Genomic DNA, 13,412 nt, shown 5'->3' with positions numbered 1-13,412 from the left:
AATTTGGCAATCTTTATGTGTATCTATTTAAGCCTGTTGACGAATGTCTTGAATGCTCTTCCCCTCAGTAAACGCATGAATTGATGCAATGGAGCCCACCGATTTAAAATTTGCCTTGTCATAGACGTTGGCAACCTGTTCACTAATCGGTAATATCCAAAGATCCTCTAATGCCTGTTTCACTGACTGCTGTTGGATATGTTGCAGCATATAACCGATTAAACCTCGACCACGATAGTTTTCAGTTGTTGCAACACTTTCGATCCTTCCTTGATTTCCTGACACAAAAATATTTGCCGAGCAGCACGCCACCCCATCTAGTCTTAATAGATAATACGTAAAATGTGACGAATGATAGGTTTGCTCAAATGCCTTTTTTATTAATGAAGGCTCTCCAAATGCAGCAATGCTCATTTCTACTGCTAATGCTTCCTCCATATTTGCATCCGTTACACGCTCAATTTGAATGGCAGGATTAGGTGGAAGTATCGCATATTCACCGTTCCAGTACTGAATTTCGTTGACAAAATGCTCATATTGAAAGCCATGTGATTCTAATGCTTTCATACATAACTGATTTTCTTCAAGATTATATAAATAAATCCGTGGAATCAGAGATTTTGATTGATAAAACGCTTTGATAGCTTGTAAAAACGCATCTGGCTGTTCAATCTTTCTCCAAATCTGTGCATGATTTGCATCATAATAGGTTGGAATAGACTGATTGTAAAATAAGACCCCCTCCTTACAAATCTCCACTTCACTGAAACTCTTCACATACTCTATATCTAGCTGCATAATGCGTTCTAAATTAAACATGCTCTGCGCCCCCCTCTAACCATCTTTCATATAAATGTTCTAATTGTATTTCAAGCTTCTGCCGTTGTTCTTTAGCAAGCGATGGTTGTTGTAGTTTTATCTCTAATTTTTCAATTTGTTGTTCAATCAGTAGTTCTTTTTTAGGTGGCTGTGTTTTATTTGCTGGTTGTTTTTCAATCGTTTTCTTTGTGAATTCCTGTCTTTTTTGTTTAGCCCACTCATAATCTCCCTCAAAAACCTGAATTGTTTGATTATCTATCCATGCTGTTTTCGCGAAAATTTTCTGTAAGAAATAGCGGTCATGAGACACACCGATGATTGTGCCTTCAAAGGATTCTAGTGTCTCTTCCAAAACTTCTCTTGCTTCAATATCTAAATGGTTGGTCGGTTCATCTAGGATTAGTACATTAATATCCTCATGCATTAGTTGTGCCAAACGTAGACGCATTTTTTCTCCACCACTTAAGTCCTTCACTTTTTTAAAGACATCATAGCCATAGAATAAAAATCGTGCGAGAATATGCCGGGCTTCAGCCTCTGACACTGCAACATTTTCACGAAAGGCATCAATTAATCGGATAGAAGGATTTTGATGTTCAAATTGCTGTGAGAGATAGCCAAATTTCACATTGCTACCAACATAACAGATTCCACGCTTCGGAACGATTTCCCCTAGCATCATTTTTAATAACGTTGACTTTCCACTACCGTTGTTCCCAACAATCGCCAACCTTTCCCCAAAATAAACAGCGAGGTTGCTGTCCTTCAATAAAGGTTTATCATATCCATGATGAACCCCTTCTAATAGCACTACCTCTTTGCCACTACGCTCAGCCATTGTTAGCGCTAAATTCATTTTCTTTTTGGTGATTGGCTTCTTTACTCGCTCGATACGTGCCAGTGCTTTTTCCATACTCTTAGCACGTCTATGCATAGACGCATTTGGCGGGTTCGCTTCATTCGCCCACTGCTTTAAACGTTTAATCGTTTCTTGCATTTTTTTAATTTTCTTTTGTTGCTCTTCATAATTTGCAAACTGTTGTTCAACCTTTGCTTCTTTTTGTGCTATAAAAGCATCATAATCGCCGTTATACGTAAAAGCTTCTCCATCCTCAATTTCGATAATCTTTTGCGCTACTTGATTCATAAAATGCCGGTCATGAGAGACGACAATGACAATGCCCTCAAAGTTTCGTACATAGTTTTCAAGCCACTCAATTGCCTGCATATCAAGATGGTTCGTTGGTTCATCTAACAACAAAATAGAAGGCTTTTTCAATAAAATTTGCCCAAGCATTACCTTTGTTTTTTCTCCGCCACTTAAACTGTGAAATGGCTGTTCTAGCATATCCGTAATACCTAGTCCATTTGCGATCATGGCTAACTGGGTGTCTACTTCATAGCCCCCCAGCAACATAAACTGCTCCTGCACTTGCCCGTATTGCAATAATATTTTATCCGTTACCGTTGACTGCATTTCTTGCTCAAGTGCTGTCATTCTTGCTTTCATTGCATAAATATCCGAAAATGCCTCCTCCAGCACTTCTTTCACAGCATGTTGTGGATAGTGGGGAATTTGATGTAAATAGCCAATCGTCGCTTCCTTACTTTTAATAATTCGCCCCTTTTCAGGTATTTCTACACCTGCAAGTAGCTGTAGGAGAGTCGTTTTACCACTGCCGTTCACACCGACAATCGCCACATGTTCGCCACTATTTACCTCTAGCTGTAAATTTTCGAATACTATATTGCCACCCATAATTTTTTGTAGTTGTTCAGCTTTCATTTGCATCGTTTTTTCCTCCAATGAAACGTGCGAAAACATCTTTAGAACACAAAAAAGACTGCTCCTTAACAAGCAGTCTTCTTCTCATATAAATGTGTGAAAAAGAATGGTTAATTCGCTACGTTTGTTATTTGATTTTGCTTAAAAATGGACAGACCTATCCCGTTGTTCGCAAAATCGAAAGTAATCACACGTGCAAAATACATAGCTGTATCCACTTTTACACATGTTTTCGTAGCGTTTTTATTCATTCCTTTTCACCTCCGTTCATAATAGTTATAGGTATCATAACATTAGTCAGATTATTTGGAAAGGAAAAAATTCACTAATCATTAAATTTTATAAATATACAAATAGACATTCTAGTTATATACTAATATAAAATAGAAATTATTTACCAATTAATTTCAATATTTAGGTTATTGGTAATGGTTTTTCATGCATGTTTTATGATGTAGCTAAAAATGTGGAGGGACATTTAATGAAAAAGCTAGGAATGCAAAGTAAAATGAGCTTATTAATTGTAGTTATCATTGGGTTTGTGCTAATTGCCATCGGTCTCATGAATACAAGCGAAATGAAAAAAACTTTAGAAAATGAGTACCAAACAAGGCTCAATCAAATTTTAGATGTAAGTATACATAATCTTGATCAAACACACCCAGGTGATTGGCAAATAAAAAACGGGGAACTGTACAAAGGAAACGTCAACATCGCAAAGGAAACAACACTTATTGATACATTAGGAGAATTATCACAGGCTGCGATTACGATTTTTTCTGGAGAAACACGTATTAACACAAATATTGTCATTGACGGTCAACGTGCTATTGGCACAACTGTCGATCCAAAAGTAGCGGACACAGTTTTAACAAAAGGGAAAATATATTCTGGTACAGCTGAAGTTGTGGGCAAACCCTACTTTACAAAATATAAACCCATAAAAACTAAAAATGGAGAAATTATTGGCATGATTTTCGCTGGCGTACCTTCTTCTGACATTGATGTAGTAGCTCAAAAAATGTTGCTAAAAACGGGCATTATAGCTGTGATTTCTGCTATCATTGCTGTGCTTGCGGGCATGCTCTTCGTACGAGGTATTGTCAAACCTTTGAAACAATTAAATCACCAGCTAGAAACAATTTCAGCTGGGAAAGGCGATTTAACTCAGCAAATTGTGGTGAACTCGCAAGATGAAATTGGCCAAGTCGCAAAATCCTTTAATGCCATGCTTACCACCTTACGAAGCATGATGCAACAAGTAGATGAAACGGCCAATCAGGTATCCGCATCCTCTTTGGAATTGTCTGCCACTGCGGGATCAACTACGGCAACGACAGAAAAATTAACAGCTAATATGCAAGAATTAGCGAGTGGTGCGAGTACACAAAAGCATAGTGCTCATGAGAATGCTGAAGCAATGCAAGATATTGCTGGAGGGATTCAGCTCGTTACGGAAACAAATGGTGAAGTATCCTCCTATGCATCCGATGCTTGGGATACAGCTAAACATGGAGAAGAAGCGGCACAAGATATGCAGCTTCAAATGCGCAGGATGTCAGAGGCTGTTCAAGAAAGTGCTAATTCCATTGCAGCCCTTGACACACATGCTAATAAAATTGATGAAATTGTAGAAGTCATTCATGCGATTGCTGAGCAAACGAATTTACTAGCACTCAATGCATCCATTGAAGCAGCACGCGCTGGTGAACATGGCAAAGGCTTTGCTGTCGTTGCAGAAGAGGTTCGTAAACTTGCGGAACAATCCAAAACTTCTGCAGCAGAAATTACAGACACAATCCATACTATGCAACAGCTTTCTAAGGAAGCCCGCGTTCACATGCAGCAAAGTAAGCAAGAAGCCACAACAAGTGCCGAGGTGGTTCACACGACAAGTAAAGCCTTTGAAGAAATTACAACCAAAGTGTCGCTTGTAACGAATAAGATTCAAGAGGTTTCAGGAATTGCAGAGGAGTTATATGCAAGAATTGAACAAGCCAATGCTTCCACACAAATTATGGCCGAAATTGCCATAGATGCTCGTGAGCAATCAAAAGTCGTTACTCAGATTGCGGAAACCAATCTATTATCAATGGATGATATTAATGATGCTGCGTCACAGCTAACGAGAAACGCTGAAACATTACAGGATTTGATTCATCAATTTAAATATTAAATAAAAGAAAAACATGAGGGTTTAGTGTACTACTATCCCCTCATGTTTTCACTTTTTTCACAAACATTTTTACCACGGGCACAAGGAAGATCGAGACCACTAGTACACGGAATAGCTGAAAAGCCGTCATGATTGCCACGTTTGCATGTACAGAAGCGGCGATAATTCCCATTTGATCAAGTCCCCCAGGTACAATGCTTAAAAAGCCTGTCCTAAAGTCGAGACTGTACAACACTGTCATCACAAATGTTAGACCATAAGCTGCTCCGATAAAAATACCTGCTGAGACAAATGCATAAAAAATATGCTTCTTCGATAAATGGAGATCCTCTTTTTTCAACAATAAGCCGATATAAATTCCTAGCATGAGTTGAGCAATATGCAGTAATGATAATGGTAGCTTGGGTACCTCTACCCCTGCCATATTAATACCCATTAGTAAAAACACTGGTCCAAGCATATAGCCTGTTGGAATTTTTAACTTTTGAGCTAGCCACCCTGCTACACCACATACCACAAGTATACCAACAAGATTAAATGTATACATTCCATCAATCATAGAACTGCTACTACCAGCGCCTGCTACCATTAAAGGAACAAAGCCGACGATTAAAAGGACACGAAGGATTTGAAAGAACGTAATAACTACCATATCCATCTCCTCTTGTTCTTCAGCAAATGCCACAACCTGTGACATGCCACCAGGGACACAGCACGTCAAGGCAGTCGCAAAATCCAAATCGGTGCGCTTTGCTACAAGAAAACTAACAGCGAAAAATAGCAAAATAAATAATATATTTAAAATGACCATGCTCCCTAAAAAAAGCTTAATATCCTGAACAGCCTCTGGTGTAAAAGCATAGCCAATGGAGTACCCCGCTACGATTAAACCAATATTACGAAAAGAATGATGCCATTTCAATTGTACGTTGGTTGACAGCTGCACGATGAGCACCGCTGTAATCGCACCTAGCAACCAAGGCATCGGTATATGTAAAAATTGAAAAATCACAGCACCTATTAAACCAATGCATAATGTGATGAACATATGCTTATCAAAAACAAACATGGTAGCAACCCCTTCAACTCGATAAGCCTATTATGACGTTTAAGCATCTTTTTTTCTACCAGGCCGACTTGTGAACTGTATCGCTTAAAAAGAACTCGTTATCTATAAAATAAAACCTCTTATCGTAGATTTTATCCTTGTTAAAATTTTCTATGCTACATTAGTAATACCTGATTCAGTGTTTTAAAAGGAGGCCTCCTATGAAAATTCATTTAACCATCAATCATGAACTTGAAGAAACAGAGGTTCATATTCATGCCAACGAATATAATGAGCAAATTGAAAGATTGATGAAACAGCTTCAAGCATCCCAAACGACGATGCTAGACGGGTATTTCCAACAAGAAATTCATCTATTAAAAATTTCTGATATTTATTCCATTTACGCGGAGGGTGCCAAAGTATTTTTACAAACGGATGAGCAAGAGTTTGAGTCAAAGCGAAAATTATATGAGCTAGAGGCACAGCTAGCCAAAGATTTTGTACGCGTGAGCAAATCTACACTTGTCAATATCCATAAAATCGCCTCTATTCAAATGGGCAAAATCGGCACTACACAACTATTACTCGAAAATGAAGTAGCCATTCATGTCAGTCGAAAATACTTAAAAGAATTAAAGCGACATTTAGGTATTGGGAGGGATCTATAGCATGAAGTATTTACGCATGATGATTATTGGACTACTCATTTCCCTTAGCTCTTCTTACATCTTAGTCACATTAAGCGTCCTTTCAAACAATGCGGTTATGTCAGGAGCAGAATTACTGGAGGAGATTATCATTGCTACCCTTCTTGGTATTGCGATTGGACTATTTTCCGCCATTTTTGATATCGAGCCAATACCTTTTACGATTCAGCTACTTTTACATTTAATAGTTGTCACAGCATGTGTATTAACGGCAGGCTACTTCGGGAACTGGTTTGAGCATTCAGGTGTGACATATGTGTTGCTATCGGAAGCCATCATTTATTCCATTGTTTGGTGTATTATATATGTTTTTCAAATAAGGGATATTGAAAAAATGAATCGAGAAATTCAAAAAAGAAAGGATTAACAAAGATGACCATTGCAATAGAAGTTGAGAATTTATGTAAACACTATGGCGAACAGCAAGCTGTCAAAGGCATTTCTTTTACAGTTGAACAAGGCACTCTATTTGCTTTTTTAGGGGCAAATGGTGCTGGTAAATCTACTACCATTGAAATACTTTGTACATTATTAAAAAAATCAAGCGGTCAAGTAACCATCAATGGTTTCACTCTTGACGCAAGCAATGATAATGGGGATATTCGCAAATCCATCGGTGTCGTTTTCCAGCAAAGTATATTAGATGAACGATTAACTGTGCGCGAAAATATCCTGCATCGTGGTCAAACATATGGTTTATCAAAAACACAGCTCACAGAAAATTATCAATTTGTCTCCACCTATTTGCATTTAGATGATATTGAAAAGCAAAAATACGGAACATTATCTGGTGGACAAAAAAGACGAGCAGATATCGCTCGTGCACTTATTCATCGCCCTAGTATTTTATTTCTAGATGAGCCTACAACGGGTTTAGATCCACAAACACGACAATTCGTTTGGCAGGCTATCAAGCAGCTTCAACAGGAAACTAATATGACCGTTTTTTTAACAACTCATTATATGGAGGAAGCAGCAGTAGCCCATCAAGTCCTTGTCTTAAAGCAAGGGACAATTGTCGCGCAGGGTACACCCGATGCGCTGAAAACAAAATATGCCTATGATTCAATGGCTCTCGTTTTTCACAATCCATTGAAAGGTGTAAGGTGGCTAGAGGAAAATGCGCTCTCTTATACAGAGAAACAAGGGATATATACTATTCGTTTATCCTCTACTCTACATGCGCTGACCCTATTAAAACAAGCAGAGAAACTCATTGCTTCCTTTGAGGTCATTAAAGGATCGATGGATGATGTCTTTCTTCATATTATGGCAGAGGAGGAGATCGCGTAGTGGAAGCATTAATTAGTCTAGTTCAGCGGAATAATAAAGTATTTAGAAGAGATAAAACGCAGGTATTCTTCTCCCTACTGTCAGTCATTATTGTCATTGTGCTGTACGCTGTCTTTCTCCAAAAAATGCAGGTAGATGCCATTGAACGACTAACAGAAGCAACACCAGAATTAATGACGATGGTCAATGAATGGCTTGTAGCAGGATTACTGTCCATGATTGCTGTTTCTACTACACTCGGTGCATATGGCATTGCCGTTAAGGATCAGGAGTCAAAAGCACAAGCAGATTTTTTAACAGCTCCCCTTTCCCGTTCAACGATTCAGCTAAGCTATGTCATCAATGCGTTTATCATCGGCAGTATTTTTTCCTTTATCGCACTCATCGGCTGTGAAATCTTTCTTATAGCAACAGGTGGTAAGCTCCTAAGCTTTGGGGATTTTGTTCATGTACTCGGCATTTTGTTTTTATCTGTCCTGCTAGCAAGTGTCTTTAATTTATTTCTTTCATTATTTGTGTCCACGCAAAATGCTTTTTCAACACTCGGCACAATCGTCGGGACAGTACTCGGCTTTTTATGTGGTGTCTATGTACCTCTTGGTGCTCTACCAGGCTTTGCTCAAAATTTAATCATGTATTTCCCCATTAGTCATACAACATTACTGTTACGCAATGCATTTATGGATAGCTCTATTGGCGATGTTTTTGAAGGTGTGCCTGCTTCCTATGTGGAAGACTATAAAATCAATTATGGCATTGTCTACGAGCTTCATGGAAAAACACTCAGTACTTCGACTAGCCTCATCATTATCGTTTGTACAATCGTCATACTTACGCTAGCATCTATGATGTTATTTAAAAGAAAATATAAATAAATTTTAGCTAACAGATTTACACATCGTTTAGGAAATGATGTGTTTTTTTATTGCATTTAAACAAACAATTTGTTATTTTAAATATAAATTAATAAACAAAAATAAATATTGTTTGTATTTATGGAGGATTCCCCTATGGATGTAAATGAACTATTTTGGCAAGCTCCTATCGATGACCTCAAAAAGGGTTATACCAATGAGGGAACACATTTCACCTGCCTTCTGTGCGGTGAAAAAGTAGAGAAAGGAATCATTTATCCTTATGAAGGCTTATTGTATGAAGCCGAAAAAATGATGCAGCAGCATATGACAATGACACATCAATCTGTTTTTCATTATTTAAACGGTCTCAATAAAAAAATGACAGGCTTAACAGAACATCAAAGCCATATTTTACGCTTATTTTATGAAGGTAGATCAGATCAGGAAATAAAAGAGGAATTAGAGATTGGTAGTGCCACGACCATTCGCCATCATCGTTTTGCTTTAAAGGAAAAGGAACGCCAAGCCAAAACATTGTTGGTAATGATGGAATTATTGAAGGAACAAGATCGAAAGGAGGAACCATTTGTGTCTATTCATAAAACAGCTACAATGGTTGACGATCGCTATAATGTCACTCTCTCAGAAGAACAGCAATTATTGGCGAAATTATTTCCACATGGTGTTGGCAAGGAGCTAGTTCGTTTTCCTAAGCGTGAAAAACAAAAAATTATAGTACTTCGTGCCATTACAATGCTTTTTGACAAAGAAAAACAATATACAGAAAAAGAATTAAATGAAATCATCAAACCGATGTATGAAGACTACGTTCATATACGTCGCTACTTAATTGAATACGGTTTTCTGGACCGCAAAGCTGACGGTAGCGCTTACTGGGTTAAAAAATAAGAAGGCAGGTTTTTGAAATGGATCATAAAAAAGAGTTAAAAGAGATGTATAAGGACATGAAAATTGAAGCGGGCGTTTTTACGATGACTAATACAGAAACTGGGAAAGTGTTTGTGGGGAGCTTTAATAATTTAAAACGTTTAAATGGTTTTCAGTTTATGCTCAAAACGAATACACATACGAATAAGGAGCTTCAAGCGGACTACAATTCATTTGGTCAAGATGCTTTTGAGGTGAAAATCGTTGAATATTTAAAGAAAAAAGAAGATGGCTATTTCGATGCCAAAAAAGAGCTTGAAAAGCTAGAGCAAAAATGGCTCGACACGCTAAATCCTTATGGTGAGCGTGGGTATAATTCTTAGGATTTATCCAATAGATAGCTGTGGGATCAAGCAAATGAAAATTTAACAGTTCCCTCAGCTATTTTTTATTCATCCACACGATTCCATCTTAAATTATCAGCATCATCATAGCCATAATAATAGATTGGGCGATCGTTCTTATCATAAGCAACAGCTTCTAATAAATCAATTTGCTGCGCATAAGGTATATAAAACGAAACTAGTTTACTATGTTCAATGGATTTTTTGATAATTCCTTGCTTTGAGTTAATTGTTATATAGGAAACATTTTCATCATGAGATAATACAACAAACAAAGTTCCTTCATGATTCAAACGATAGCTCATGCCTCCTATTGTCTCTAAGGAATCATTCGTGGAGGAGATACCTGTAGCATAAACCCTTTTATATAGAAATACGTTTTTTTGTACCAAAACAGTTTGATAGATTTCTTTTTTATCACGCTTAAACAAATAAAAAATATCGTGTCCTTCTTGAATCTTTTCAACAATCTTATACTCAGGTGTCATAAAAAAATTGGCTTTTGCAGCGCTTAATGCAGTTAAACGATAGCCTCCTAACAATAATAAAGCGCTCAAAGTGACTATTGCTAATAACAAGAATTTTCTCATCTATTTTCTCCACCCTATAGCATTTTCAGTTGGATTGAGACAGTTTAACTTTCTTTGTTTATTTTGTCACTTCTAACAACTGAATTTCTTGCTGTACTTTTTTCGTTAATTTACTGAAAACAAGCTCATACGAATGCTTAATAAGATTCTCTACCAAATCCATTGGGACATCTTCAGCATCCATATAAATGGAGTTCCAATGCGTTTTATTCATATAGTAGCCAGGTATAATACTGACAAAGGATTCTCGTAATTCCTCTGCTCGTGCAGGTTCGCATTTTAACGTTAATACAGGCTTACCTGTAGCATTTCCCCCAATCATGGCATACATTTTCCCACCAATATGATAGCGGTCTGCTTGCCATTCCTCCTTATAGTCATAAATCGTTCCCTGTAGTTGTAGACAATGAGCATGAATCATTTCTTTTTCCATCTATTTCTTCCCCTTTCGACACAAAATAAAACACACGTTCGATTATGGTTAGTATAACCTAAAACGTGTGTAGGGACTAGCCTTATTTAGTTCGTACTTCGATCAAACATGCCCATAACCTCTGTTGTCTGTAGGATATTCACAAACGACTTTGGATCGGTTTCCTTAATCGTACTTTTTACATCCGCGAGTTGATAACGCGTAATGACAGTGATTAACACTTTTCGTCCTTCACCAGAGTAGGCTCCCTTCGCATCGATAATCGTTACACCACGATGAAGTTTTTGCAACAGCTGCTGCTTGACTTCTTCCCCTTTACTCGTAATAATCATCAACGTTAATTTAATATGGCTTGTATGAATCGTATCTACCACTTTTCCTGTTGCATAAATGGAAACAAGCGTTAATAATGCCGCGTCCCAGCTAAAGACAAAGCCAGAAGCTGCCACTACAACACCATTCATAGCAGCAATTAATGTACCGAGTGGAAAATCTCGTTTACGACTTAGTAGCATGGCAATAATATCAAAGCCCCCAGAGGAGCCTGCTGCACGAAAAATCATACCCATCGCAAAGCCTACAATAACTCCTCCAAATAGGGATGCAAGGATAGGATCTTGTGTTGCCTTGTGAATTGGAATAACATATAAACTCACTGACAAAACGGCTACAGAAAGAATCGTATAGCTGATAAATCGCTTACCAAGCTTCATCACACCTAAAATCAGTAAAGGCAAATTAAGCAGTAAATTTAATACCCCTGTATTCCAAGGGGTAATAATGCCAAGCATGATGGCGATACCACTCAATCCACCACTCAAGATTTCATGGGGAATTAATAAATAATTATAGGCAAAGGCCACTAAAATGGAAGAAAGAGTAATTATAATCACATTACGCATAATGATATCCCCTATCAATCAACGACCAAATTTTGATATATCTTTCTCATAGATTACCCAATTTCTGCTGATGAAAAACCTATATTCCTACTTTTTCTTCTGTTCTTCCTTTAAAGGGGCAGTCTGTTTGTGATCACCTGTATCGGCCACCTTATAAATACGCTCTAGCATCGGCGGATGTGTATAGCGGAACCATTTAACAAGAAGCGGAGGGTTGACCTCACTTAATCCTGAAATCGTTAGTTTTTGAAAAGCTGTTACGGCCGCTTCACGATCATTCATGAGGTTAATTGCATACTGATCTGCTCTTGTCTCCTGATATCTTGAGATGAAGTTCGACACTGGATTAGAGGCAAATAACAATATAGAGGTAATGAGCAAAAATAATGGATATGAGCTAATGCTGCCAACTTTATTGATTTTCAGTACCTGTCCATAGCGTCCAACCAAACGTCGCATAACCTTCGCTGTAAACCATAACCCCACCAACGTAAGCAATAAATAACCTGCAATGCCAAAATAAATATGCTTTTCTACATAATGGCCCATCTCATGTGCCATGATAAATAAAATTTCATTGTCCGTCAGTCTATTTAATGTGGTATCCCACAGTACAATTCTCGAATTGCTACCAATCCCTGTCACATAAGCATTTAAGGAGTTGGTCTTTTGTGCCATATTGACCTCATAAACATGCTCTGCTGGTATATTCGCCTGCTCAGCAATTGAGAGTATCTTCGTTTCCAGCTCTTTATTTTTTAACGGATAAAAATCATTGTACAAAGGATCAATGACAACTGGCTGGATGAACATCACAAAGATTGTAAAGGGGATGGTTAATAGCCAAGCGTAAAGCCACCACCGTTTCTCGCTCTTTTTAATGAGCCAATAAATAACCGTCACAATGATGAAGCTCATCCCAAAGTTCACCCAAAAATCAATAACACCATCTTTCATCCAAGACGCAAATGCTTGCGTACTGATGCCATAGCTTTTGCTGAGGTAATAGCGATAATAATCAAGCGGGAATAAAACAATATAGAGCAATAGGGATAGCAGGAATAGGTAGCCTGCATTTTGCAATAGCTTCCACTTCGTTTGGGAGGTCGTCACTTTTTCAAAATAACGGGAGATGCCCAATAATAAAATCAAAAAGTAAATAAGCCATTCCAAAGGAGTCGCTACAAAGAATAAAAAATTCCGTATTTTTGAATATTCACCACTTAAAAAAAGCTCCTTACCAGACATAAACATTACTGGATCTGCCACCGTTCCTTGTAAAGCACTAGGTATTTTTCCTCCGCCGCTATGGAATATATACCAGTACATACAAAGCACGTAAACACCGAATAATAGCAGCGTAACAATGCCCATTTTCTTCGCTATGTTAATTCCCCCTCATATCATCCAAAGTTCGTCCTATAGTAAGTGTAAGCCAAAATATCAAAGTTAGAACAACATAGACCTACTTTTTTAATATCTCAATTCACAAAAGAAAAATTCGCC

General features: G+C 37.7%; 15 protein-coding genes. 7 read left to right on the top strand and 8 right to left on the bottom strand.

Annotated features, from left to right (window positions below; translation table 11 throughout):
• Positions 1-27 precede the first annotated feature (27 nt).
• The 3 genes from AC6BKE_RS14350 to AC6BKE_RS14340 all read right to left on the bottom strand — a co-directional run bounded on the left by AC6BKE_RS14350 (position 28) and on the right by AC6BKE_RS14340 (position 2,856).
• Positions 28-819 (bottom strand): GNAT family N-acetyltransferase, encoded by a 792-nt coding sequence (locus AC6BKE_RS14350; protein ID WP_342544852.1) that lies wholly within the window; start codon positions 817-819, stop codon positions 28-30.
• Positions 812-2,611, bottom strand: coding sequence for a ribosomal protection-like ABC-F family protein (abc-f, locus tag AC6BKE_RS14345; RefSeq protein ID WP_499857028.1), 1,800 nt, complete (start codon positions 2,609-2,611; stop codon positions 812-814). The genes AC6BKE_RS14350 and abc-f overlap by 8 nt, the downstream gene beginning before the upstream one ends.
• A gap of 104 nt (positions 2,612-2,715) precedes the next feature.
• Positions 2,716-2,856, bottom strand: a complete 141-nt coding sequence (locus AC6BKE_RS14340) for an RAxF-45 family protein (RefSeq protein ID WP_004232534.1) — start codon at positions 2,854-2,856, stop codon at positions 2,716-2,718.
• A gap of 230 nt (positions 2,857-3,086) precedes the next feature.
• On the opposite strand from AC6BKE_RS14340, the gene AC6BKE_RS14335 reads away from it, so the two are divergent.
• On the top strand, positions 3,087-4,781 hold the full coding sequence (locus tag AC6BKE_RS14335) for a methyl-accepting chemotaxis protein (RefSeq protein ID WP_499857026.1): 1,695 nt from the start codon (positions 3,087-3,089) through the stop codon (positions 4,779-4,781).
• Between the two features lie 40 nt (positions 4,782-4,821).
• Here AC6BKE_RS14335 and AC6BKE_RS14330 read toward each other — a convergent pair whose 3' ends face one another.
• Positions 4,822-5,850 carry an AbrB family transcriptional regulator gene (locus AC6BKE_RS14330; RefSeq protein ID WP_499857025.1) on the bottom strand — a complete coding sequence of 343 codons (1,029 nt, stop codon included), beginning with the start codon at positions 5,848-5,850 and terminating at the stop codon, positions 4,822-4,824.
• Between the two features lie 200 nt (positions 5,851-6,050).
• Between AC6BKE_RS14330 and AC6BKE_RS14325 the strand changes: the two genes are divergently transcribed.
• The 6 genes from AC6BKE_RS14325 to AC6BKE_RS14300 all read left to right on the top strand — a co-directional run bounded on the left by AC6BKE_RS14325 (position 6,051) and on the right by AC6BKE_RS14300 (position 9,960).
• Positions 6,051-6,500 carry a LytTR family DNA-binding domain-containing protein gene (locus tag AC6BKE_RS14325; RefSeq protein WP_058844274.1) on the top strand — a complete coding sequence of 150 codons (450 nt, stop codon included), beginning with the start codon at positions 6,051-6,053 and terminating at the stop codon, positions 6,498-6,500.
• A 1-nt stretch (position 6,501) separates the two neighbouring features.
• Positions 6,502-6,906, top strand: coding sequence for a DUF3021 domain-containing protein (locus tag AC6BKE_RS14320; protein ID WP_499857023.1), 405 nt, complete (start codon positions 6,502-6,504; stop codon positions 6,904-6,906).
• Between the two features lie 5 nt (positions 6,907-6,911).
• Entirely contained in the window at positions 6,912-7,832 is a 921-nt protein-coding gene (locus AC6BKE_RS14315) for an ABC transporter ATP-binding protein (RefSeq protein ID WP_271912709.1), read from the top strand.
• Positions 7,832-8,707: an ABC transporter permease gene (locus AC6BKE_RS14310; protein WP_499857021.1), complete on the top strand. Its 876-nt coding sequence runs from the start codon at positions 7,832-7,834 to the stop codon at positions 8,705-8,707. Before AC6BKE_RS14315 ends, AC6BKE_RS14310 begins: the two co-directional genes overlap by 1 nt.
• Before the next feature lie 135 nt (positions 8,708-8,842).
• A complete protein-coding gene (locus AC6BKE_RS14305) occupies positions 8,843-9,598 on the top strand; it encodes a DUF2087 domain-containing protein (RefSeq protein WP_036127011.1) in 756 nt (251 codons plus the stop codon).
• Positions 9,599-9,615: 17 nt separating this feature from the next.
• Positions 9,616-9,960: a GIY-YIG nuclease family protein gene (locus AC6BKE_RS14300; protein WP_058844272.1), complete on the top strand. Its 345-nt coding sequence runs from the start codon at positions 9,616-9,618 to the stop codon at positions 9,958-9,960.
• A gap of 65 nt (positions 9,961-10,025) precedes the next feature.
• On the opposite strand, the gene AC6BKE_RS14295 is transcribed toward AC6BKE_RS14300, so the two are convergent.
• The 4 genes from AC6BKE_RS14295 to AC6BKE_RS14280 form a co-directional block, all read right to left on the bottom strand.
• On the bottom strand, positions 10,026-10,571 hold the full coding sequence (locus AC6BKE_RS14295) for a hypothetical protein (RefSeq protein ID WP_058844271.1): 546 nt from the start codon (positions 10,569-10,571) through the stop codon (positions 10,026-10,028).
• A 58-nt stretch (positions 10,572-10,629) separates the two neighbouring features.
• Entirely contained in the window at positions 10,630-11,004 is a 375-nt protein-coding gene (locus AC6BKE_RS14290; RefSeq protein WP_036127016.1) for an MmcQ/YjbR family DNA-binding protein, read from the bottom strand.
• An 86-nt stretch (positions 11,005-11,090) separates the two neighbouring features.
• On the bottom strand, positions 11,091-11,906 hold the full coding sequence (locus AC6BKE_RS14285; RefSeq protein ID WP_036127018.1) for a YitT family protein: 816 nt from the start codon (positions 11,904-11,906) through the stop codon (positions 11,091-11,093).
• 87 nt (positions 11,907-11,993) lie between these two features.
• Entirely contained in the window at positions 11,994-13,292 is a 1,299-nt protein-coding gene (locus tag AC6BKE_RS14280; RefSeq protein ID WP_308302772.1) for a M48 family metallopeptidase, read from the bottom strand.
• Between the last annotated feature and the right edge of the window lie 120 nt (positions 13,293-13,412).

Source organism: Lysinibacillus sp. COL-1 (assembly GCF_059814265.1).
The sequence above is the reverse complement of the archived record's forward strand: the minus strand, read 5'-3'. Positions and strand labels throughout refer to the sequence as shown.